The 21,999-nt window shown below is 68.6% G+C and carries 20 protein-coding genes; 5 read left to right on the plus strand and 15 right to left on the minus strand.

The window, feature by feature from the left end:
* Position 1: 1 nt before the first annotated feature.
* From ACGFNP_RS26745 to ACGFNP_RS26760, 4 genes are all read right to left on the minus strand, one after another.
* Complete coding sequence (locus tag ACGFNP_RS26745; RefSeq protein WP_358331044.1) at positions 2–826, minus strand: carbohydrate ABC transporter permease; 825 nt, start codon at positions 824–826, stop codon at positions 2–4.
* 7 nt (positions 827–833) lie between these two features.
* Positions 834–1,751 (minus strand): sugar ABC transporter permease, encoded by a 918-nt coding sequence (locus tag ACGFNP_RS26750; protein WP_358331047.1) that lies wholly within the window; start codon positions 1,749–1,751, stop codon positions 834–836.
* A gap of 52 nt (positions 1,752–1,803) precedes the next feature.
* The gene (locus ACGFNP_RS26755; RefSeq protein ID WP_358331049.1) at positions 1,804–3,045 is read right to left on the minus strand and encodes a sugar ABC transporter substrate-binding protein; all 1,242 of its coding nucleotides are present in this window, start codon (positions 3,043–3,045) and stop codon (positions 1,804–1,806) included.
* Between the two features lie 131 nt (positions 3,046–3,176).
* The gene (locus ACGFNP_RS26760; RefSeq protein ID WP_358331051.1) at positions 3,177–4,208 is read right to left on the minus strand and encodes a LacI family DNA-binding transcriptional regulator; all 1,032 of its coding nucleotides are present in this window, start codon (positions 4,206–4,208) and stop codon (positions 3,177–3,179) included.
* Between the two features lie 221 nt (positions 4,209–4,429).
* Between ACGFNP_RS26760 and ACGFNP_RS26765 the strand changes: the two genes are divergently transcribed.
* The 3 genes from ACGFNP_RS26765 (at position 4,430) to ACGFNP_RS26775 (ending at position 7,749) form a co-directional block, all read left to right on the plus strand.
* Positions 4,430–5,221, plus strand: coding sequence for an arginase family protein (locus ACGFNP_RS26765; protein WP_358331053.1), 792 nt, complete (start codon positions 4,430–4,432; stop codon positions 5,219–5,221).
* A 1,218-nt stretch (positions 5,222–6,439) separates the two neighbouring features.
* Positions 6,440–6,622: a hypothetical protein gene (locus ACGFNP_RS26770; protein ID WP_393323349.1), complete on the plus strand. Its 183-nt coding sequence runs from the start codon at positions 6,440–6,442 to the stop codon at positions 6,620–6,622.
* A gap of 227 nt (positions 6,623–6,849) precedes the next feature.
* Positions 6,850–7,749 (plus strand): hypothetical protein, encoded by a 900-nt coding sequence (locus tag ACGFNP_RS26775; RefSeq protein WP_393323352.1) that lies wholly within the window; start codon positions 6,850–6,852, stop codon positions 7,747–7,749.
* A 782-nt stretch (positions 7,750–8,531) separates the two neighbouring features.
* Here the strand turns inward: ACGFNP_RS26775 and ACGFNP_RS26780 are convergent.
* The 6 genes from ACGFNP_RS26780 to ACGFNP_RS26805 form a co-directional block, all read right to left on the minus strand.
* Positions 8,532–9,602 carry a DUF4192 domain-containing protein gene (locus ACGFNP_RS26780; RefSeq protein ID WP_393323355.1) on the minus strand — a complete coding sequence of 357 codons (1,071 nt, stop codon included), beginning with the start codon at positions 9,600–9,602 and terminating at the stop codon, positions 8,532–8,534.
* 114 nt (positions 9,603–9,716) lie between these two features.
* A complete protein-coding gene (locus ACGFNP_RS26785) occupies positions 9,717–10,457 on the minus strand; it encodes an EI24 domain-containing protein (RefSeq protein WP_358331066.1) in 741 nt (246 codons plus the stop codon).
* A gap of 10 nt (positions 10,458–10,467) precedes the next feature.
* On the minus strand, positions 10,468–11,049 hold the full coding sequence (locus ACGFNP_RS26790; RefSeq protein WP_358331069.1) for a nucleoside triphosphate pyrophosphatase: 582 nt from the start codon (positions 11,047–11,049) through the stop codon (positions 10,468–10,470).
* Between the two features lie 16 nt (positions 11,050–11,065).
* Positions 11,066–11,608, minus strand: a complete 543-nt coding sequence (locus tag ACGFNP_RS26795) for a DUF937 domain-containing protein (RefSeq protein ID WP_358331072.1) — start codon at positions 11,606–11,608, stop codon at positions 11,066–11,068.
* Positions 11,609–11,637: 29 nt separating this feature from the next.
* A complete protein-coding gene (ftsH, locus tag ACGFNP_RS26800) occupies positions 11,638–13,599 on the minus strand; it encodes an ATP-dependent zinc metalloprotease FtsH (RefSeq protein WP_358331075.1) in 1,962 nt (653 codons plus the stop codon).
* A gap of 35 nt (positions 13,600–13,634) precedes the next feature.
* A complete protein-coding gene (locus tag ACGFNP_RS26805) occupies positions 13,635–14,417 on the minus strand; it encodes a hypothetical protein (RefSeq protein WP_393323360.1) in 783 nt (260 codons plus the stop codon).
* 171 nt (positions 14,418–14,588) lie between these two features.
* Here ACGFNP_RS26805 and ACGFNP_RS26810 point away from each other — a divergent pair, with 171 nt between their 5' ends.
* A complete protein-coding gene (locus ACGFNP_RS26810; RefSeq protein WP_358331081.1) occupies positions 14,589–15,554 on the plus strand; it encodes a DUF3616 domain-containing protein in 966 nt (321 codons plus the stop codon).
* On the opposite strand, the gene ACGFNP_RS26815 is transcribed toward ACGFNP_RS26810, so the two are convergent.
* Both ACGFNP_RS26815 and ACGFNP_RS26820 read right to left on the minus strand, forming a co-directional pair.
* Positions 15,544–16,203: a peptidyl-tRNA hydrolase gene (locus ACGFNP_RS26815; protein ID WP_393323364.1), complete on the minus strand. Its 660-nt coding sequence runs from the start codon at positions 16,201–16,203 to the stop codon at positions 15,544–15,546. The genes ACGFNP_RS26810 and ACGFNP_RS26815 overlap by 11 nt on opposite strands.
* Positions 16,200–17,462 (minus strand): MFS transporter, encoded by a 1,263-nt coding sequence (locus ACGFNP_RS26820; protein WP_393323367.1) that lies wholly within the window; start codon positions 17,460–17,462, stop codon positions 16,200–16,202. Before ACGFNP_RS26820 ends, ACGFNP_RS26815 begins: the two co-directional genes overlap by 4 nt.
* Positions 17,463–17,533: 71 nt before the next feature.
* Here ACGFNP_RS26820 and ACGFNP_RS26825 point away from each other — a divergent pair, with 71 nt between their 5' ends.
* Complete coding sequence (locus tag ACGFNP_RS26825; protein WP_358331090.1) at positions 17,534–18,481, plus strand: helix-turn-helix domain-containing protein; 948 nt, start codon at positions 17,534–17,536, stop codon at positions 18,479–18,481.
* A gap of 165 nt (positions 18,482–18,646) precedes the next feature.
* Here ACGFNP_RS26825 and ACGFNP_RS26830 read toward each other — a convergent pair whose 3' ends face one another.
* The 3 genes from ACGFNP_RS26830 to ACGFNP_RS26840 are packed head-to-tail and all read right to left on the minus strand — an operon-like array spanning position 18,647 to position 21,586.
* Positions 18,647–19,411 carry a class II aldolase/adducin family protein gene (locus ACGFNP_RS26830; protein WP_393323371.1) on the minus strand — a complete coding sequence of 255 codons (765 nt, stop codon included), beginning with the start codon at positions 19,409–19,411 and terminating at the stop codon, positions 18,647–18,649.
* A 25-nt stretch (positions 19,412–19,436) separates the two neighbouring features.
* Positions 19,437–20,924 carry an FAD-dependent monooxygenase gene (locus ACGFNP_RS26835; protein WP_393323374.1) on the minus strand — a complete coding sequence of 496 codons (1,488 nt, stop codon included), beginning with the start codon at positions 20,922–20,924 and terminating at the stop codon, positions 19,437–19,439.
* Positions 20,921–21,586: a TetR family transcriptional regulator gene (locus ACGFNP_RS26840; RefSeq protein ID WP_358331099.1), complete on the minus strand. Its 666-nt coding sequence runs from the start codon at positions 21,584–21,586 to the stop codon at positions 20,921–20,923. Before ACGFNP_RS26840 ends, ACGFNP_RS26835 begins: the two co-directional genes overlap by 4 nt.
* Positions 21,587–21,999 lie beyond the last annotated feature (413 nt).

The raw sequence follows: 21,999 nt of genomic DNA on the forward strand, positions 1-21,999 counted from the left end.
TTCACTTGACGGCGCCGGCCGTCGTGCCCGCGGCGACGTATCGCTGGGCGACGACGAGCAGGACGATGGCCGGGACGGAGGCGAGCACGGCGGTGGCCATGACCGAGCTCCAGTCGTTCACGTACGTCCCGATGTAGGTGTAGAGCCCGAGCGTCACCGGGCGCACGTCCTCGGTCGTGGTGAGCGTGAGGGCGAACAGGAAGTCCGCCCAGGAGAAGAGAAAGGTGAACAGGGCCGCGGTGATGAGCGCGTTGCGGCTCATCGGCAGCACGATGGAGATGAACGTCCGGACGTGGCCGGCCCCGTCGACCCGGCCGGCCTCCAGGACCGCCGGCGGGATATTGATCATGAACGCGCGGACGATCAGGATCGCGAACGGGATGCCCGCGGTCGAGTCGGCGAGGATCAGGCCCGGGATCGAGTTGAGCAGTCCCAGGTCGTTGTAGGCGGTGTAGAGCGCGTTCGCGATGACGATTCCCGGGATCATCTGCGAGATCAGGATCCCGAAGAGGAACGCGCCCGCGAAGCGGACCTTGAACTTCGCCAGGGCGTACGCCGCCGGCATCGCGATCACCAGGCTGAACACGACCGAACCGAGGGCGACGACCAGGCTCGTGACCAGGTTGCGGCCCTGCTGGCCGAGCGCGGTGGCGTAGCCGTCGAAGCTGAAGTCCAACGGCAGCCACGGGGTGCCGACCGCCGAGCCGCCCGGCTGCAGCGAGACGTTGACCATCCAGTAGATCGGGAACAGCAGCACGGCGAGGATGACGATCCCGACGACGGTGCTGCCCCAGCCGGCCCGGGTGCGCCTTGTGGTGGTGGTCATGACGGCCTCACTCGTCCACGGCACGCCGGTTGGCGCGCAGGTAGAAGATGGCGAACACCAGGGAGATCGCGATCAGGATGTTGCCGAGCGCGGCACCCTGACCGAAGTCGAACTGCTGGAACGACAGGTGGTACGACTGCGTCGCGATGGTCTGGCTGGCATTGGCCGGGCCGCCGCCGGTCAGCGCCAGGATCACGTCCAGCACCTTGATCGTGTAGACCACGCCGAGCACCAGCACGACGCTCACGACCGGGCGCAGCAACGGCCAGGTCACATACCGGAAGCGCTGCCAGCCGCCCGCCCCGTCCAGCGCGGCCGCCTCGTACAGGTCCTCCGGGATGTCCTGGAGCCCGCCGTACAGGATGGTCAGGTTGAACGGGATGCCGATCCAGATGTTCACCATGATCACCGCCACCAGGGCCAGTGAGGTGCTGGTCAGCCAGCCGGGGTGGTCGCTCGCCACTCCGACGGCGGCCAGGAACCGGTTGAGCGCGCCGTTGTCCTTGTCGAGGATCCACCGCCAGACCGCGCCGGAGGCGATCAGCGGGATCAGCCACGGCAGCAGCAGCAACGACCGGAGCACACCGTTGAGCGGGAAGCGGCGCCGGAAGAACATCGCCAGGGCCAGCCCGATGACGAACTGCGCGGCGATCGAGCCGGCGGTGAACAGGACGGTGTTCAGCATGGCCTTGCCGAACACCGGGGACGACACCACCGCGGCGTAGTTGGCGAACCCGACCCACGGCGCCTCGCCGGTGTAGAAGGTGCTCGTCGAGTACTCCTGGAAGGCCATCACGAAGTTCTTGACGATCGGGTAGCCGAAGAACGCCACCATGTAGATCACGGCCGGAGCCAGGAACAGCACCTGCGCGGCACGGTTCTGGAAGCGGTGCGACTGCCAGAAGCGGGGTCCGGCAACCGCCACGGTCGCCGGCGGTGGACTTGTCTGACGTACCATCGTGGGCTGTCGTGGGTGCTCAACCATTCTGGGCCGTTTCCAGGGCCTTTTCCGGTGTGGCCTGGCCGGTCAGCGCGGACTGGAACGCGGTGTAGATCTTCGTGGCCGCCTTCGGCCAGTCCGCGCCGAGTTCGCCGGTGCGCGCCCGCGCGGTCGGGATCTGGTCCACGAAACCGGCCATGTTCGGGTTGCTCGAACTGAACTTCTCCAGCAGCGCCGTCTTGGTGGGGATGGTCTGGGTGCCCTTGGCGAGGCTGAGCTGGTTGTCGTCCGAGTTGAGACAGGCGACGACCTTGGCGGCCTTGGCCTGCCTGTCCTTGTTCCCGGTCTGCGGGACGGCCCACGTCTCACCGCCGAGCGGCGCGACGATCGGTTTGCCCGCGACCGGTGCCGGGATCTGCGCCACCTCGTACTTGACACTCTTGTCCTCGTCCAACGCGGGGAACTGCCACGGCCCGTTGATCGCCATCGCGGCCTTGCCCGCCCGGAACTGGTCGTTGACGTCCGCCTGGGTCCAGTTGAGAGCGGACTTCGACACCGAGCCGTCGTTCATCAGGTCGACCCACAACTGCACCGCCTGCGCGGTCTGCGGCGTCGCGATGTTCTTCTCGTCGCCACCGTTGGACCACATGAACGGCAGGAACTGCCACGTGCCCTCGTAGTTCGCGGGTGCCGAGAACGCCAGCCCGTACGTGCCGCCGGAGGTCAGCTTCTTGGCCGTCGTCCTCAGCTCCGCCCAGGTCGTCGGCGGCTTCACGCCGGCCTTGTCGAGCAGGTCCTTGTTGTAGAACAGCCCGATGGTGTTGGTGATCGGCTGCAGGCCGTAGAGCTTGCCCTTGTACGTCGAGGCGCTGACCACGCCTTCCACGTACCCGTCGGCCTTGAGCCCGAGGTCGTTCAGCGGGGTGAGGGCACCGCTCTGGGCGATCTGCTGCAGATCGGGGTTGTCCAGCATCAGGACGTCCGGAAGGGTCCGCGAGGACGCCTGCTGGAGCACCTTCTGGATCAGGGTCGCGCCGGGCACCGCCTCGCGCTGGATGGTGACACCGGCCTGCTTGCCACAGGCGTCGATGGCCTTCTGCCAGACCGTCTTGCTCGGCTCGTTGTTGTAGTAGTCGAGCACCCGCAGGGTCGAGGAGTCGCCGCCGCTGTTCGAGCCGCCACCGTTCGAGCCGCCACCGCAGGCGGTGAGTGCGAGGGGCAGGGTGAGCATCGAGGCGAGCGCGGCCTGGGCTCGGCGGGAGCGGGGGGAGCGGATCATGTCGTGTCCTTTCGGATACGGAAGGTTTCCGGGCTGGATCAGGTCCGTGTCGATACGTATCGACTGCGGTCATATGGGGATCCGTCGATGCGCATCGACGATGCGTATCGCGGGCTCGTGGCCGACGGTGATCAGTTGGAGGGAGTAGGCATCACGGTCGTACGACGGGTGAGTCGTGGCGCGACCAGGTCAATTGCGGGACGTTCCACCCCGGAACTTGGATCGAGTAACCAGAACAGCGTCTCCATCGCGCGCCGCGAGACGTCGCGCGGTTCCCCGGAGACGTTCGTGTACGGCGGATCGGACTGCTCGGCCTCACGGTCGGTACTGAGTCCGATGAGGGAGAGGTCACGGCCCGGCACGACGTCCCGCTTCCGCAGCGCGTTCAGCAGCGGCACGATCGTGTCGCTGTGCGGCACCACCACTCCGAGCCGCCGACGCCCGCCGGTCCATCGGGCGAGGAGCTGGTCGGCCGCGGCGGCCTCCTGTCCACGTTCGACCGGTTCGATCACCGTCAGCGGAAGGCCGCGCACCTGCGCCTGCCGCCGCGCCGATCGCAGAACGCGACCGACGAAGTTCAGGCCACGCTCGATCGACGAGGACGGATAACCCATCACGACGATCTCGTCATGCCCGGTGCCGGCCAGCTCGTCGACGGCCATCCGGGCCGCCTCCTCGAAGTCGAGGTCGACGCAGTGCAGCCCGGCCGGGTCGGCCGGCACACCGATGAGCACCACCGGAACGGACAGCGCGGCGGCCACCGGAACCCGCTCGTCCTGCTCCTCGATGTCCATCATGATGATCGCGTCGCACAGGGCCCGTCCGGCGAGGCGCCGCAGACCCGCGGAGCCCTCGTCCGCGGTCACGAGCAGAACGTCGTGATCGTGGGCGCGGGCGGAGCTGGTGATGGTCTCGATGAACGGCAGCAACCCGAAGGTATCGCCCCCGATCCCGAACCGCACGACCAGACCGACCACGCGGGTACGACGCCCCGCGAGAGCCCGGGCACCGGAGTGCGGCTCGTAGGTGAGCTGTTCCATCGCGTCAAGGACCCGCCGCCGCGTGCGCTCGGAGATGGGCCGCTTGCCGGTCATCACATAGGACACGGTGCTCTGCGAGACACCGGCGACACGCGCGACGTCCTTGCTGGTGAACGCCGCCATGACACCTCCCTGGAGGACATCGTCGATGCGTATCAATCGCCAGTGCCGATACGCTACGACGGGTGACGTCCGGGTCACAAGACATCTCCCCGCAATATTTCTGGAATCCCGGCGAATCGACAGGGTGGGCGGGAATCGTGGTGGCGAGAGGGCATGTGCCCTGGATCGACGAAGAGCAGACGATCTAGACCTTTGATCCTTGCACCTCGTATGGTCGCCGCATGACGACGGTGCTCTGCGTACCACAGTGGCAAGGTTCGGCATCCAGCAAGGCGCCACAGCTGATGGCCGGTGCTCGCCGCGCCGCCGAACTCGTTCCCGCCGATGCCGTGGCGACCGTGCCGGTGCTTGAGACCGGAGGGGACAAGACGGCCGGGATCCGCGCGTTCGACGTGCTTGTAGAGAACCAGCGACTGACGCGGAAGGCACTGGCCGCCATCGACGACCGAGTGATCACCATCGGCGGCGACTGCGCGGTCGACATCCCGCCTATCGCCACTGCCCACGCCCGCTATGGGAGCGCCTTGACGGTGCTGTGGATCGACGCGCACCCGGACGTCTACAGCCCGCAGACCCTGCCATCTGGCGCCTTCCACGGAATGGTGGTGCGCGCACTGCTCGGAGATGGACCAGCCGCCCTCACACCGGAGCACCCGCTGAGGCCCGAGCAGGTGATCATCGCCGGAGAGCGGGCGGGCGACGTATCCGAGCACGAATACCTCGCGAAGACCGGCCTGCGCAGGTACGGCGTCGACGACCTGGAGCGCGCGTTCGACGGCCTGCGCGGCCCCGTGTACGTACACATCGACCTGGACGTCCTGGAACCGACCGCCTTCAGCGCGACCTGCTACCCGGAGCCGAACGGCGTACAGCCGCAGCGCCTGATCGACCTCGTCTCCCAGGTGGACGACATCATCGGAGCAGCCATCACCGAACACGCGCCATCCAGCGACGACGTCAACCCCGGCGAGGCCGACGTGATCCGCCGACTGGGAGCTGCGCTCACGCACTGACGAGTCGACATGTCCTCGGCCTGCCGGTGTATGCCGTCCAGATCTTGGACCATCCGCCTCGGATGCGTGCGTACAACGAACGGCTGCGTCGCGAGGAGAACCAGTAAGTACGGCTCAACGAGGGACGACCTGCGCCCTGACACCAGGAAGATCGTCAAACGCGGCGGACGAGTCCATCGTGATCACCGTTCTCGCGGCCGTCGCAGCGGTCAGCAGATCGTACGCTCCCCGCTCTCCCCTCTCGCCGGACATGCACCATCAGACGAGCATGAACCCAGGCGATGCCCCTATCCACTCGCGAACGCCTGCACCGTCACCAACGCGTCCTGCTTGCCAGCGACTTCTTTGCTCGCTCCAAAACTTGCGGGTCGTCTTCAAAATATGCAGCATCAAAAGGACTTATGGCCAAGTAGGCATGTGGTTGATTCGCAGAATCCAGTCCCACTAGCGTCGGCCGATTGTCCGCAGAGATATTCCACCCGCGACGCGCTAGAATCTTCACAGCTTCATCAAGCGCATTTCCTTTCTTTGTGGTAGCGACATGGACTACTAGCGTGTTGGTGACTTCGATGTCTCCGTCTGCGTCGCCTTCACTAGTAGTCTCAGCAACCACCTTACCAATGCTGCGCACGTCATCAAGAACCCTCGAATCGACTTGGAATCTCGTGGGCCCACATCCCGACAAGAGAAGACAGGAACTTAAAAGAATAAGTGTCAGCACACTGCGCACTCCACCGTTGCATCCGTTTCGAGTTAGTATCATTCTCCGAGCATTCCTTTTTAATTGCACGTCCGGCGGTTCGACTTGACGCATGTCCAGCACCTGACAGCCACCCCTCCGAACACCCAGGCATCCTCGAGATAATCTTGTCGAGCTATCGCAATATTCGCATTTGTTGTTTCGAAGATCCCGCCTTGCATCCACGCTTGGTATTTTCTGGGACTCAGCGAGGGAAGCTTTCCCTCCGCTGATTCCGCACCTTCACCGTCACCGACATCCCGCCGGTCAGCGGGAAGCTGACCTACGCGGTCCACTGGGACGGCGGCGGGAACTTCCGCTGGAGCACGACCTCGGCGACAGTGGCGGTCAAATACCCGGTTTCGCTAACGCTGACAGGTCCGGCCAGCGCATCCACCGGCACAAGGCTGACATTCAACGGGATAGTGCAGTCGGACGGCCTGGACTATTCGAGGATCCCCCTCCTGGTAGAGCGGACCGTGACCAACGGCAGCGGCAGCGTCACCACCAAGCTGCCGCGGGTGATCCCTCGCGTCGACGGGTCGTACAGCTTCACCGACAGACCAGTCGGGGTCGGCGACTACTCATACACCGTCCAGTGGGTCGGAAACGACACGAACATCCCCGCGAAGGCGAGCCACAACGTGCGAGTCCAGGGATAGCCCACACCAACGACCGCGACCAACGCCGCTCAGCTTCATCTCCGAGCGGCCTGCGACTCGGTGGTTCGGTGGCGGAAGGAGTGCAGTGGGCCGGGACCTGCACTCGAAGACTCTGTCCGCCACCACCGTCACCGAGCCCCTCGACTCCGGCATTCCCGGCTAGTGACAGAGCCGTAGCCGGACCGGCAGACTGTGCCGGTCCATTCCCGATCATGATGAGAGCGCCCATGAAACGCTGGATCACCCTGGTGGCCGTGACCCTGGTCTCCGCCGTGCTGGTCACTCCGCCCGCCCAGGCCGCCGTCGACCCGGTCGCCTCGCTGAAGAGGCAGATCGCCAAGGGTCAGGCGGTGCGGGTGGTGGAGTCGGGCGGCCTGTACCTCGGCCGCGACCAGGACATCTTCCGAGTGGAAAGCCGCGGCGTCCTGATGCTCGGCGGGACGGGTGTGGGCTCGGCCGACATGACCCGTACCCTCCGCCCCGGTTTCCGGATGCGCGACCAGATGAAGACGGGCGCCTGGGACGCGGCGAAGGTGGGGACGGAGTCCAAGCCCAACCGCTCGATCGTGGTGAACGGACAGCTCTATCGGTCAGGCCCGCTGTACGCGCCCGTGCTGCCCGAGGGCAGGACGTGGGCGGCGGGAGGCCGCAGGAGTGCCACCGCAGCGGCGTACGGGGACCAGTTGATCAACGTCTTCGAGCCTGCCACGTTGAAGACGCTGCTGGCCACGGCTTCCAGCAAGCGCCCCCAAACGTACGGATCCGCCCTGAAGGCCACCATGTACCGGGGCACGATCACCTTCCGTCAACTGCACGCGGTCTCTCCCACCTTCCGCGCCCTGATCGGCACCCGGTCCCTGGCCCGGGTCGCCGCAACGAAGATCAGCTGGATGCTGCACATCGACGATGGCCAAGGCCAGGCCCTCACCCTGAGCACCGGCTGGCCCGTCTCCGGCGGACGCCGGGCGGGGGTCTTCTCCCAGTACCCCGGCCGGGATCACCCGAGAACTCTGGGCATGCGCGTCTCGACGCCGCGTCCCGCACAGGTGGCGCCGGAATCGTCGCTGACGGGGACGCTGCCCCGTCCCAGTGCCCTGCTCGACTTGACCTTCTCTTCGGGCGCGTAGGCAGCGGGCCGAGCCTGCGGCGCACCCCTTTTCACCACTGACGCCGGCATCCGCGTGATCACAGCGCTCACGCCAGCTCCAGCCGCGAGCGTGGTACAGACGATTTCGATCCTCGCTGTCGCCGCCTCTTAAGCGGCGGCAGTACCAGAAATCGAGGCAACCATGAGGAAGGCAACGGGCGTGTTCCTGGCGCTCATCACCCTCTGCTCTTGCGGTAGCCAGGGTGAGTACACCGTGGATACGCCTGTTGACCAGGTGAGCCTTTCCCAGGAAGGCACCGTTCTGACTGCGGAGGTCATGGGTGTGGCAGGGGATCCGGGGGGCACTCCCTGCACGAAAGTCGGTCGGGCCGAAGCGGTGGAGACACCAACCACCGTTACTGTTCGAGTTGATCTGACGCACTGCGCTGACGGCCCTGCGGGCACCCCCATAGCGGGTGCCGGCTGGAGCCACACGGTAGATATCCCGCTCAAGTCCGCGCTCGGAAAGAGGACCGTCCAAAACACGAAGGGCCACCGTCTCAGGGTCAAACGCCCGAAGTGACGGATTCTCGCCGGACAATCCGGGCGGTCGGCGAGACCCCTGACGCACCGTTGTCAGTTCTACAGCCCCAAAATCGGGGCTGGTCAGGAGCCGCACCAGGCTGGCTGGTCTGGTCCGGTCGGTGGCCATCTGGCCAGTCAGTGGTCAGGCCCGGCAGGTGGCCGGGCTGGCGGGGGCCCGTTGGTGGTCGGAGCAGGTGGGAGCGGTTGGGCGTGGGGCTGCGGGATGAGGTGCGCAGATCAGGCCGCTGTTTTATGGTCTTCGTCGAGGATGTTGATCAAGGGGATCAGCCAACCCGCGTGGACAGGGCCCATCGCGGTGTCCAGTTCGGCTGGGGTGGGGAGGCGGTCGAGCAAGGTGGCCGGGGACAGGAGTTGCTGGAGGGCGTGCATGAGGAGGTTGGCCATCGAGTAGGTCGGATCGGTGGTCAGGGCGCGTTCGAGGGCGATGGTGGCCAGGACGCTGTCGCCGGTGCGCCAGGAGGCCATGGCCAGCAGCGACGCCACCGGTGGGATGAAGCGTGGTTCCAGGCGGCGGGTGAGGTCTCTCCAGAGGGTTGCGTGGGTATCACCGGCGAGGGTCCACGCTTCGTCGCGGATTCTGATCACCGCCAGGTCCAGGCCGAGTCTCGCCGCTTCCACGTCGTCCAAGCGGCCGCCGGCGGCGTGGGTGGCCAGGGCGGCGCGGACTCTGATGATGCCCCGGGCGACGAACTGCTGGGCGAACGCGTTCACGTCCGTGGTCTCCATCAGTCTGGTGCGCAGGTCGGCGACGGCCTCCGCTGTGGCGCGGCGCATCGCGACCCGGACGGGGCCGGTGATGGGGGCGATGGTGCGTTCCAGGCTCTGGCGGTTGGGGAGGGCTACCAGGCCGTGGACGGTCGCCTCGGCGGCGATCTGGGTGGTCGTGGGGTCATACGGGGTGCCCTCGGGTGGGCAGCAGTGCGGGGTGTCGCAGATGTAGGACCAGTAGCGGCCGTCTTCTGCTCGTAGTGCCTCGTCCACGCCGACGCCTGACCTGGCGGCCAGGTGGCGAGCCTCGTCCACGGCGGGAGTGACCCGGTCTCCGGGGCCGTAGCCGATCACGATGATGCGGGTGATGGCCTCCCGCTCGAACAGCGCGGCCAGCGGGTCGAGCGTGCCCGGTGGGAAGGGCAGGGGCCAGCGGGTCGCCACCTTGGCCTGGCCGTGGGCGAGGCCGAGCACGATCAGGCTGTCAACCGGGTGGAAGCCCACGAGGTAGGGCACGGCGGCCAGGACGTCGGTGGGGCTGGTCAGGGTCAGGCAGGGCTCGGAGGCGTTGGTCGTCATGAGGCATGAGGGTGCCTGGGCGGAGGGGGTCCGGGACGCGCCGAACCGCGTTCTGGGGATGGCGGGGTGAAGGTGAAGCAGGGTTGTGGATAACCATCGGCTCGGAACGACAGGTCAGGCAGTGGTCGTCGGGACCAGGCGGTTGCGGACGAGCAAGGCCGCCCCCGCCACCGCCGCCGGCATCGCGATGACCGCCACGAACGGCACCAGGAACAGCAGGAACACCACCACCCCGAACCCCAACGCCCCCGCCTTGTTCCCCCGCAACAGCGCAAACCGCTCCTTCCGCGCCATCCCCCGCCGCTCCAACGCCAGCGTCGTCAGCTCCACCGTCAGGAAGAACCCGGAGACCATGGCCCCCAGCACCGGCGCCACCGTCTGCCCGACCACCGGCACGAACCCCAGGAAGAACAGCGGCACGGTGAAGAGCAGCACATACCCCAACGTCACCAGACTGTCCCGCAGAGACCGGGGCAAGGTCCGCCACCACGGCTGCTCCTCCGCCCCCGGCAGCGGATCCACCATGGCGGACAGCTTCTCGTAGAACGGCTCCCCGACCGCCAGCGTGAGCGCCGTGAAGGTCAGCACCGCCAGCGCCAACCCGCCGAGGACCAGCGCGATCGCGATCAGCGTCCGGAAGAGGTCCCGCCACCCCCACGTGTCGGCGAATGGCGTAAGAAATTCCGCCATATCCGTGGCGTTCGTGCCGAGGAAGATCAGCGCCACCACATAAACCGCGAAAGCCAGCAGCGCCGGGATCAGCCCGAACAGCCACCACCGGCCATGCTTGGCGACCCAGCCCACACCCTGCAGGAAGAAGCCAACACCCGCCACGAAGTCGCGCACTGATCGCATGCCCGGCAGGCTAGCGCCAGAATGCGGTCACCGCGTAGCCCAGTTCGTCGAACAGGTTGCGGACGAGCGGCAGTGAGATGCCGAGCACGTTGCCGTGGTCGCCCTCGATGCCGTCGACGAACCAGCCGCCCCGCCCCTCGATGCTGAACGCCCCGGCCAGGCCGAGCGGCTCGCCGGTGTCGGCGTAGGCGGCTATCTCCTGGTCGGACGGCATGCCGAAGTGGATCACGGTGGTGGACACCTCGGCCACCTGCCGGCCGGCGGGTACGTCGATGACGCAGTGGCCGGTCACCAGGCGTCCGGTCCGGCCGCGCATGATCCGCCACCGCTCGGCCACCTCCTCGGCCGTGGCCGGCTTGCCGTACGGCCTGCCGTCGAGCTCGAGGATCGAGTCGCAGCCGATGACCAGTCCCTCGTCGAGCCCGCTCGCGACCGCCGACGCCTTGGCCTTGGCGAGCTCGAGGGAGAGCGCCGCGGGCGAGTAGGCGGAGTATGACTCCTCGTCGACACCGCTGACGATTACCTTGGGGTCGAGTCCGGCGCTGCGGAGCAGGGCCAGCCGGGCGGGGGACGCTGAGGCCAGGACGATCACCGCATCAGCTTACCGTTCACCGATCGAGGTTCGGCTGCCCGGGTCTGTCCATGGTGTCGTCGTCGAAGATGGCGGCGAGAAGAGGTCGCAGCTCGTCGGGCAGCGCGGCGTCCTCCTGTTTCAGGGCGTCGGCGACGGCCTCGGTGCCCATTCTCCCGCGGGTCGCCCGTACGGCCAGCAACGACATGATCATGGGTGCGACCAGTGGCAGCAGCCTCATGATCGAGCGGGACTCGACCGCCAGCAACCGGGACAGTCCCTCGGCCGCCTGCTCGGTGCCCTGCCCACCGAGTACGTGCCCCAGGATGCTCAGCCCGTCACGCGACAGCGACGCCACGTCGCCGTTGAACGGGTCCGCGTCCACATGGTCGTCCAGCGCGCCGCGCAGCGCCTCCGCGCCGTCAGGGTGCGCGGCGTTGCGGGCCAGGCCGCCCACGATCGTTCCGGACACCAACGTGAGAGCGCTGTGGGCCGTGGCGATATCCGTACCGAGCAGCCCGGCGACCTCCTCCAGCCCGGCATCGCCGAGCTCTGAGAGAAGCTCGTCGTTGAGTGTCACACCGGAGACGTGCCCGGCGCGGCCTCTAGCTACGTTCCGGCCTTGTCCAAGGTCCCGGAAAGCCCGGCGGCGGCGTAGGCACTGGCCTCGTCGAGCGTCTCGTGCTCCAGCAGGGCGGCGACGATGGCGTCGAGTTTGTCGCGGTTGTCGCCGAGGACACGCAGCGCGCGTTCGTAGCACTCGTCGACGATCCGCCGCGCCTCCTCGTCCACGGTGGCGAGCATGGCGGGCGACGCCTGCGGGGGCTGGCCGTCGTTCGGCAGGATGGTCAGCGGGCCGACCTTCTCCGACATGCCCCAGCGCCCGACCATGCCGCGGGCGATCATCGTGACCTGCTCCAGGTCGTTCTCGGCGCCGGTGGTGATGACGCCGAACACGACCTGCTCGGCCGCCATGCCGCCGAGCGCGCCGGTGATGCGTCCGCGAAGGTACTGCTCGTCGTAGGCGTAGCGGTCGGTGTCGGGCGTGGACAGCGTCACGCCGAGCGCCCGCCCGCGCGGGATGATCGAGATCTTCCTGACCGGGTCGGCCCCCGGCTGCAGCATGCCCAGCAGCGCGTGGCCGGCCTCGTGGAAGGCGGTCCTGGTGCGCTCCTCCTCCGGCATGACGATGCTGCGCGCCGCGCCGAGCTGCAGTTTCTCCAGCGCGTCGGCGAAGTCGGCGATGCCGACCTTCTCCTTGCCGCGCTTGGCGGCGAGCAGCGCGGCCTCGTTGACGAGGTTCGCGAGGTCGGCGCCGGTCATGCCGGGCGTGGTCTTGGCGATCTGGTCGAGGCTGACCTCGCCGTCGAGCGGCACGCTCCTGCTGTGTACGGCCAGGATCGCGGTACGGCCGGCGGCGTCGGGCAGCCCCACCTGGACCGTGCGGTCGAACCGCCCCGGCCGCAGCAGGGCCGGGTCGAGGATCTCGGGCCGGTTCGTGGCCCCGATGACGATGACGCCCTCGACCCCTGAGAAGCCGTCCATCTCCGTGAGGATCTGGTTGAGCGTCTGCTCGCGCTCGTCGTGCCCGCCGATGCCACCGGCACCGCCTCTGGACCGGCCGACGGCGTCGATCTCGTCGATGAACACGATCGAGGGGGCGACCTTGCGCGCCTCCTCGAACAGGTCGCGCACCCGTGACGCGCCCACGCCGACGATCATCTCGATGAACTCCGACGCGCTGGCCGAGAAGAACGGCACGTTCGCCTCACCGGCCACGGCGCGGGCCAGCAGCGTCTTGCCGGTGCCGGGAGGCCCGGCGAGGAGTACGCCCTTGGGCAGCTTGGCGCCGAGCCTGCGGTATTTGTCGGGGTCCTTCAGGTAGTCGACGATCTCGACGAGCTCGTTCTCGACCTCGTCGATGCCCGCCACGTCCTCGAACGTGGCCCGCACCTGCCCCGCCTCGACCGGCTTGGCCGCCTTGGACCTGCCGAGGCCGCCCAGCCCGCCGCCGCCCATCATGCTGGCGCCGCGGCGCATGACCCAGATCCAGAGCCCGGCCAGCAGCAGCACGGGGAGCAGGGAGAGCAGCAGGTTGACGAAGAAGCCGCGCCCGCCGTTGATCGGATCGGCCTTGATGTCGACCCCAGAGGTCTCCAGCTGCTGGTAGAGCTGGTCGTTGTTGGCGAAGGCGGGGATCTCCGTCTTGAACTTCGTGTACGACTTGTTGCCGCTGTCGGGGTCCTTGGCCGCTGCCCGCAGATCGCCCTCGACCGAGAGGCCGGTCGCGTAGATGTCCTTGACGTTCTTCGACGTCACCTGCTTGGTGAACTCGGTGTAGGACACGGTCTCGACGGAGCCGGTGTCGAAGAAGGACGAGACCAGGAAGAACGCCGCGTAGACGACGAGCAGCGTGATGACGAAGCGCCACCAGTTGATCTTCGGGCGGCCGCCGCCGGTCGAGCCGGGCAGCCCTTCCGCGCGCCAGGGCGGCTTGGGCTTCTCCCTGTCAGGCGCCTGCGGCTTACCCGAGCGCTTGTCAGGCGCCTTTGGCTGACCTGAGCGTTCCACGGCGTCACTCCCCCATATCGCCGCACCATGATCTTCTAGCCTAGAACACGCACCCCGGAAACCACGCGCGTGATGTCACGCCACCTGGTCCGCTGTGAGTCCGGCACTGTCACGAACGCCAGCCCCGGCTTGGCCATTCCCCCGTCGAGCACCACAACGGCCGCCCGGGAGACGTGCTTGCCGTACCGCACCTGATAGATGAGCAGCCAGCCGCCCTTGTCCGGCTGGGAGGCCAGCCAGCGGATCCGCGCGCCCTTGGGGTGGTGGTTGAGCGTCCAGCGGGCGGCGAGCAGCGCGGTGTCGCGCACCGACTTCTGCGCCTCGATCGGGAGCGGGCAGGTGACGAGCATGCCCCGCTGGTTCGAGCCGCGCCGCAGCGGGAGCACCTGCTTGCTGGTGAACGGCGCCGCGTGGTGCGCCTTCCACGGCTTGGCGAGCCTGGGCACGGCCAGTCCGGTGCGCCGGTCCTGGACCACCCGCTTGCCGGGCTTGGCCATCGCCACCCGCCTGGCCTTCTTCGGCAGCTTGGGGAGCCTGGGGTCGGCGTACAGGGCCTCCATGGCCGTGTACCCGGGCGCCAGCGACGAGCCGGGAGAGGGCGTCGTCCGGGGAGCGGGCGCCGCGGTCGCGGAATCGATCGTCGCCGACGGTTCGGCCGAGACAGAAGGGGCGGGTCCGGACGAGGCCGGCACGGTCGATGGCGCGGCAACCGGCCGTGTGGCGACCTCGTCCGGCCGCGGCGGGAGCAGCATGACCAGCGTGACAGCGACGACCGCCACCGCGGTCGCCACTGCGAGCCCCCGGTATACATCCCGCATCCGCATATCGCCGATGCGAGAGCGCCTGGGCGGAGAAACAGGGGTTCCCGGTCTGGCAGCAGTTCTCACACGGGAACCTGTGGTCCCATCATCCCCATCGAGCACGATCGGGAGCGTACGACAAATCCCAGCATTCCGCTTATGAAGCTACCGAAGTGTCATCATGGCTTCGTGGAACAGGTGGAGCTCCGATTTGACCCGGCCTCTCAGGCTTCCGAAACGCACACGAACCTCTCCGCGCTACGGCACGACGGCAGCGGCCTGTGGGTGGCCGGTGACGAGACCGCCACCATCGAGCATCTGGCCTGGTCCGGGGCGCACTACGCGGGCCAGCGCACCTTCCGGCTGGCCGACTACGTACCGCTCCCCGCGGGCCCCGAGGACGAGGCGGACATCGAGGGCCTGGCCCGGGCCGACGGCCAGCTGTGGGCCGTCGGCTCGCACAGCCTCAAGCGCCGCCGCGTCAAGTCGAAGGACCCGGCCAAGGCCGCCAAACGGCTGGCGACCGTGATCCGCGAGGAGAACCGCTTCGTCCTGGTACGCCTGCCGCTGGACCCCGCCACCAACGCCCCGCTGCCGGGCGCGATCCTGTCGGGCCGGCACAACCTGGCCGCCCACCTGGAAGACGACCCGCACCTCGCGCCGTTCCTCGCGCTGCCGGGCAAGGACAACGGCTTCGACATCGAGGGCATCGCGGTGCTGGACGAGCGGGTCTACCTGGGCCTGCGCGGCCCGGTGCTGCGCGGCTGGGCGGTGGTCCTGGAGATCAGACCGGTCGAGACCGAGCCGGGCGAACTACGGCTGGGCGCGCCGTACCGCAAGCACTTCCTGGACCTGGGCGGGCTGGGCGTGCGTGACCTGTGCCCGTACGGCCGCGACGTGCTACTGCTCGCCGGCCCGACCATGAACCTCGACGGGCCGGTACGCGTGGTGCGCTGGCGGGTCCACCAGGCCGGCGACGTGGTCCCGGCGGAGGAGCTGGAGACGGTCGTCGAGCTGCCGTACGGCATCGGCTGCGACCATCCCGAGGGGATGGCCCTCATGCCGGACGGCAGACTGATGATCGTCTACGACAGCCCGTCACCCGCGCGGATCACCCCGGCGGGCGGCGTCCTGGCCGACGTGTTCACGATCTAGCAACCCGCCCGCACAGCCACGGCGCGTCGGCGACGAACGTACACGAACCCGGCTCGATCTCGGTGAACCCGGCGTCGCGCACCACAGGCAGCCCCGCCGCAACCATCGACGCGAAGTCGGCCGGCGCCGCGGTGCGCACGGTCACGCCCAGCCCGGCCGCCCGCCAGGCGTCGCGCTCGGCCTGGTCGCTGGCCCACCAGGCGAGCTGGGCGGCGTGCCCGGCCTGGGCCATGGCCTTGCCCGCCGACATGGCGAGCCCGGGGTTGGCCCACAGGATCGGCGTCGCCGCGGGCGTGAGTTCGCCGCCGTCGGTCAGCTCGGTGCCCGAGACCTGCAGCCTGGCGAGGTCTCTCGGCCAGTCGTCGAGCGGCACCGGCGGGTGCACGCGCACCTCGGCCGTACGGTGCTCGATGGTACGGCCGGGCAGCGCGACCGCCCTGCGCCACTCGGCGCCCCTGGCCCTGCGCACCACCTTGCGGATCTTGCCGGTGGACTGCCAGGTGTGCAGCTCCTCGCCCCACTCGCCGGGGTCGTCAAGCAGGCTCAGCACCGCCATCGCGGCCGCCTCCAGCGCGTCGGTACGCTCGGGCGGCGTCGCTCTCTCGATCCTGACCACCAGCGGCAGGACCATCAGTTCAGACTCGTTCATCGCCCTTTAGCATGCCCGATCGCCAGGGACATGCCGGCGGCCAGGAGGCAGAGCGCACCCGAGACGTACCAGGCCAGGTCGTAAGCGCCCAGGTGGTCGCGGGTGAGCCCGGCGCCCACGGCGGCGAACGCGGCGCCGATCTGGTGCGCGCCGAACACCCAGCCGAACACCACCGCCCCGTCCGCCCCGTAGATCCGGCGGCACAGCGCCACGGTCGGCGGCACGGTCGCCACCCAGTCCAACCCGTAGAACACGATAAAAATCAGCATGCTGGGCTCGGTGGTCGCCGCGAACAGGCCGGGCAGCACCATCAGCGACAGGCCGCGCAGCCCGTAGTAGACACCGAGCAGGACCTTCGGATTCACCTTGTCGCTGAGCCAGCCGGAGGCGATCGTGCCCGCGACGTCGAAGATCCCGATGACCGCGAGCAGTCCCGCCGCGACCGGCTCGGCCATGCCATGGTCGTGCGCGGCGGGGATGAAGTGGGTGCCGACCAGGCCGTTCGTGCTGGCCCCGCAGATGGCGAAGCCGCCCGCCAGGAACCAGAACGCCCGGGTCCGCGCCGCCGACCTGAGCACCGTGACCGCTCTGACGGCCGCGTTCACCTGGACGGGCGGGGTACGGACCGTGCCGGGCTCCGCCCCCAGCGCCGTGGTGCCCACGTCCTCCGGATGGTCGCGCAACAGCCACCACACGAACGGCACCACGGCCAGCGCGGCTCCCGCCACGGTCAGCGAGGCCACCCGCCAGCCCGGCCCTTCGGCCAGCTGGGCGAGCAGTGGAAGGAAGACCAGCTGCCCGGTGGCGCCCGCCGCGGTGAGCACGCCGGTGACGAGCCCACGGTGCCTGACGAACCAGCGGTCGGTCACCGTCGCCACGAACACCAGCGCCATGGACCCCGTGCCGAGCCCGACGAACACGCCCCAGAACAGCAGCAGCTGCCAGCTCGCCGTCATCAGCACCGTGAGCCCGCTGCCGACGGCCACCAGCAGCAGCGCCAAGGACACCACTCGCCGCATCCCGAACCGGTCCATCAGCGCGGCCGCGAAGGGCGCGGTCAGCCCGTAGAGCACCAGGTTCACCGACACCGCGAGCGAGATCGTGCCCTTGGTCCAGCCGAACTCCTCCTGGAGCGGGTTGATCAGCACGCCGGGGGTGGCGCGGAACCCGGCGGCGCCGAGGATGGCCACGAACGCGACGGCCGCGACGAACCAGGCCCGATGCAGCCGCCTGGTACGGGTGGTGGTGCTTATGGTCATCCGCTAATCCTGATTTATCCGCACCTGGTGCCGCGAGTGGCCGGAAAGCCAATATATGTAAGAATCCGGCCATGGCCCATCGCATCGCGGTCCTCGTCCTGAACCACTTCGCCCCGCTCGACCTGGGCGTTCCCGGTCAGGTCTTCTGGTCGGCGGAGTCACCGGCGGGCGAGAAGCTCTACGAGGTCGTCACCTGCTCCCCCGGTCGCGAGCCGGTCCGCTGCACGGCCGGATACAGCGTCCTGCCCGACCACGACCTGGACGTGCTGGACACGGCCGACACCGTTCTGGTCCCCGGCATCCACGCGGGGCGCGCGATGAAGGACGGCACGATCCCGCCCTACCTGCGTGAGGCGCTGCACGGCCACGAGCGGATCATGTCGATCTGCACGGGCGCGTTCGTCCTGGCCGCGGCGGGCCTGCTGGACGGCCGCCCCGCCACCACGCACTGGCGCGAGGCCCCCCGCTTCGCCGAACTGTTCCCCAAGGTCAAGCTGGACCCCTCGGTCCTGTTCATCGACGACGGCGACGTCCTCACCTCGGCGGGCGTGGCGGCCGGCCTGGACCTCTGTCTCCACGTGATCAGGCGCGACCACGGCACCGAGGTGGCCAACCGGGCGGCCCGCCGCTGCGTCATGCCTCCCTGGCGGGAAGGCGGCCAGGCCCAGTACATCGACCGCCCCTTCCCCGGCCCGGCGGGCACCAGTACGGCGCCGACCCGCACGTGGATGCTCGCCCACCTGGACCAGCCGCTCGACCTGGAGGCCCTGGCCGAGCACGCGAGGATGAGCGTCCGCACCTTCACCAGGCGCTTCCGTGAGGAGACCGGCATGAGCCCGTCGCGATGGCTGACGAAACAACGCGTCGACCACGCCAGGCACCTCTTGGAGACCACGGACGCGGGTGTGGAAGAAGTGGCCCGCAGTGCCGGTTTCGGCACCACGGTCTCGCTCCGGCAGCACCTCCACGCCGCGGTCGGGGTCGCCCCGCTGACCTATCGGCACACCTTCCGGCGCTAGGGAAGCCACGGTCAAGTGGACGCACGTAACGGCGGCCGGCCCCGTGCGGGTTCAGCGGCCGTTTTCCTGGAGGCCCTCAGCCACGTGCGGCGGGTGGCGGTGGGGGCGGCTTTGCCGTAACGGAAAGAAGGGGTTTTCCAGAAAGCCCAGCCACGTGGGGCCGGATCACTCGAAGAGATCGGGCTGTTCGCGGGTGATCTGGTCGTGCAGGGGCTGGTAGTTGATCCAGCCGACCAGGTCGTTGCCGATCTGCCGGTGGGTGAGCGCCGCGTTGTCCGGCTCGATGGGCACCACCTGCCCCGCCGCCTGAGCGACGAGCTGCACCTGCGCCGAGCGTTCCATCGTGATGAACCACCACGCCGCCGCGTCCACGCTGTCGCCCACGGTCAGCAGCCCGTGGTTACGCAGGACGACGGCCTTGTTGCCGCCCAGCGCGGCGGCGATGCGCTTACCCTCCTCCAGGTCCGTCACCACACCCGTGTAGTCGTCGAAGAGCGAGACGTCACCGTAGAAGGCGCAGGCGTCCTGCGTGATCGGCTCGATGACCCGCCCGAGCGCCGACAGCGCGCGCCCGTACACGGAGTGGCTGTGCGCGGCCGCCACGACGCCGGGCCTGGCCTGGTGCACCTGCGAGTGGATGGCGAAGGCCGCCTCGTTGACGGGGTAGCGGCCCTCGACGACCTTGCCCTCGTGGTTGACGAGGATCAGATCGCTCACCCGGACGTGCTTGAACGACATGCCGAACGGGTTCACCCAGAAGTGGTCGGTCAGCTCGGGGTCGCGGGCGGTGATGTGCCCCGCGACGCCCTCCTCGAAGCCGAGCTTGCCGAAGATCCGCAGGGCGGCGGCGAGACGTTCCTTGCGATGCCGCCGCTCCTCCTCGACCCTCTCGAACGTCGGCGGCAGGCGAAAGATCAGGTTCTCCGGCATGAGCCCTCCTAGAGTCCGGATCAGGTTAACCGAACCAGGTTCTGACGGCCTCGTCCAGCGAGTCGTCCGGGGTGCCCGCCCAGGCCACGTACCCGTCCGGGCGGATCAGCAGCGCGTCGGCGGGCGGCGCCACGCACTTGGCCGTGACCACGTCGATCCGGTCGCCCCACGTGTCCGCCCGAAGCGGACCTCCGGCGAGGTTGAGCAGCAGCGGCCGGCCCGTCCGCATGAGCGTGGCGAGGGACACCGGCTCCAGCTCAAGGTCCGGGACGAATCGGCCGGTCAGCGGGTGCGCGTTGGCGGCCGTGGGATAGGCGACATCGGCACCCGACATGAGTGCAGATATCCGGCTACGGGCGCTCTTGTCCTGAAGGAGCTCGCCGAACACCTCGCGCAGCGCCGTCACCTCCGGCCCCGGCGACATGAGCGCGAGCTGGGCCTTGCTGTGCATGGTCACCCGTTCGGCGGCCAGGTGGCGCTCCCGCTCGTAGCTGTCGAGCAGGCCGGGCGACGCCGTGCCGCGCACCGTGGCCGCCAGCTTCCAGCCGAGGTTCGCCGCGTCCTGGAGGCCCAGGTTCAGCCCCGGTGCGCCGATGGCCGCGTGCACGTGGGCGGCGTCCCCGGCCAGCAGCACCCGGCCCGCGCGGAAGCGGTCGGCCACCCGGGTGTTGCGCCCGGATTGGCGGCGCAGCAGGTGCGGCCCCGGGCCCGGCGGGGCGGCCATCGGGATGTCGGCCCCCACCACCCTGGCCAGGCTCTCGCGCAGCTCGCCGAGCGTCATCTCGACCTCCTCCCCGGGATCGTCGCCGCCCCACTCGACGGAACTGATCGTCAGAACCTCGGAGCTCATCGGCAGCAGGGCGTACGCGCCACGCTCGGTGCAATGCCAGGCGTAGAGACCCATCGTGCCCACACCGGGCAGGTCGAGCTCGGCACGGTCCATCCGGATCGTCGCGGTCGGTAAGACGACGTGGGCGGCACGCGAGGTGACGGCGGCCGAGTTCACGCCGGGGAAGCCGATGCCCGCCTGCTTCCTGACCGTGCTGTGGGCGCCGTCGCAGCCGACCAGGTAGCGGGTGCGCAGCTGCTCGCCGCCGTCCAGTTCGAGCGTCATGCCCTCCTCGTCCTGGGTGAACGCGGTCAGCTCCCGCCCACGCCTGATCTCGACACCCAGCTCGCGGGCCCGCTCCTCGAACAGCTCCTCCAGGCGGGCCTGCTTGACGCCCATGGCGTACATCGTGTTGCCCTCGATCCCGGCCAGGTCGAGCGGCAGCGCGCCGAACAGGAACATCGGGATCGGCCGCGGCGGCTCCGTGACACCCAGGAAGCGACGGTAGAGGCCGCGCTGGTCGAGCAACCTGACGACCTGCCCGACGATGCCGTTGGCCTTGGGCGCCTGACTCCGCTCCGGCAGACGCTCCAGCACGATCGGCCGTACTCCGGCCAGGGCCAGCTCACAGGCCAGCATCAGCCCGTTGGGGCCACCACCGGCGATGACAACATCCGCGGTCATTGGGGCTCTCCTTGTCCTTGCGTCGTCGGGTCGGGCTGTGTGGATCGACCGGGCTGTGCGGACGGGTCGGGGAGGCCGGCGGCGAGTTGCCGCAGCGCCTCTTCGATCAGGGGCAGGAGCGGCACGGCGGGCTCGGCGCGCAGCCAGTGGCGGACGGCGGCCTGCGTGGCCACGATCACCGCCGTGGCGACCAGCTGCGGGTAGAAGTCGCGTTCGGGGTCGGTCCCGGTGCGCTCGGCGACGGCCGCGGCCAGCTCGCCGTCGGCGGAGAAGAGCAGCCGCAGCGACTCCCCCTCCATGGCGGGCGCACTGGTCAGCAACCGCAGGGGCTCCCGCACCTCGGGGCCGGGCGGCAGCGTGGTGCGGCCCGCGCCCTCCCACGGCGCCAGCATGGCCCGCGTCAGCGCCTCCCACAGCGGCTCGCCCGGCGGCCTGTCGCGCAGCACCTGTGCCGAATGCCTGGTCCGGTCGGTGTGGCGGGCGGCGAGCGCCTCGTACTTGCTGGAGAAGTAGTTGTTGAACGTCCGCGGTGACACTCCGGCCGCCTCGGCGATGTCCTCGACCCGCACGTTGTCGAGACCACGCTCCAGAGCGAGCTGGAGCGCGGCTGTCATCAGAGCGTCGCGGGTCGCCTGCTTCTTGCGTTCGCGTAGCCCGGTCATGGCTCCCAGGCTACAGAATTTTGCGGACTAGGCAAGTTTTCTGAGTACGCAAAATTTTGGTCGTCGCGGGGGTGCCTGGCACCAGACGGCGTCACGGCGACAGGACCCCTCAAGACGGAGGGTGGCCCGGCGGCTGAGATCAATAGGCAATCTTTCGATCACAAAGAAGCGGGAAAGGGCATTCCCGAACATCAATGTGAATAAAGCCCACCCTCGCCATCCATGTCACACCTGGCACCCCAGAGGACATAACCACCCAGCCGACTTCCTCTCCCGCAAACGCGAAGAGATTACGCGATACATATGCGATCATCGGCTAGGATCAAGCGTCACTTCATTAAACCGTGAAGAATGACGCTTTATAAGCACATGGGCGAACTATGCACACATTACCTTGGCGTCCATTTTGTTCG

Origin of the sequence: Nonomuraea sp. NPDC049269 (assembly GCF_043197155.1) — a bacterium.
In the GTDB taxonomy this organism is placed as follows: Bacteria; Actinomycetota; Actinomycetes; order Streptosporangiales; family Streptosporangiaceae; genus Nonomuraea.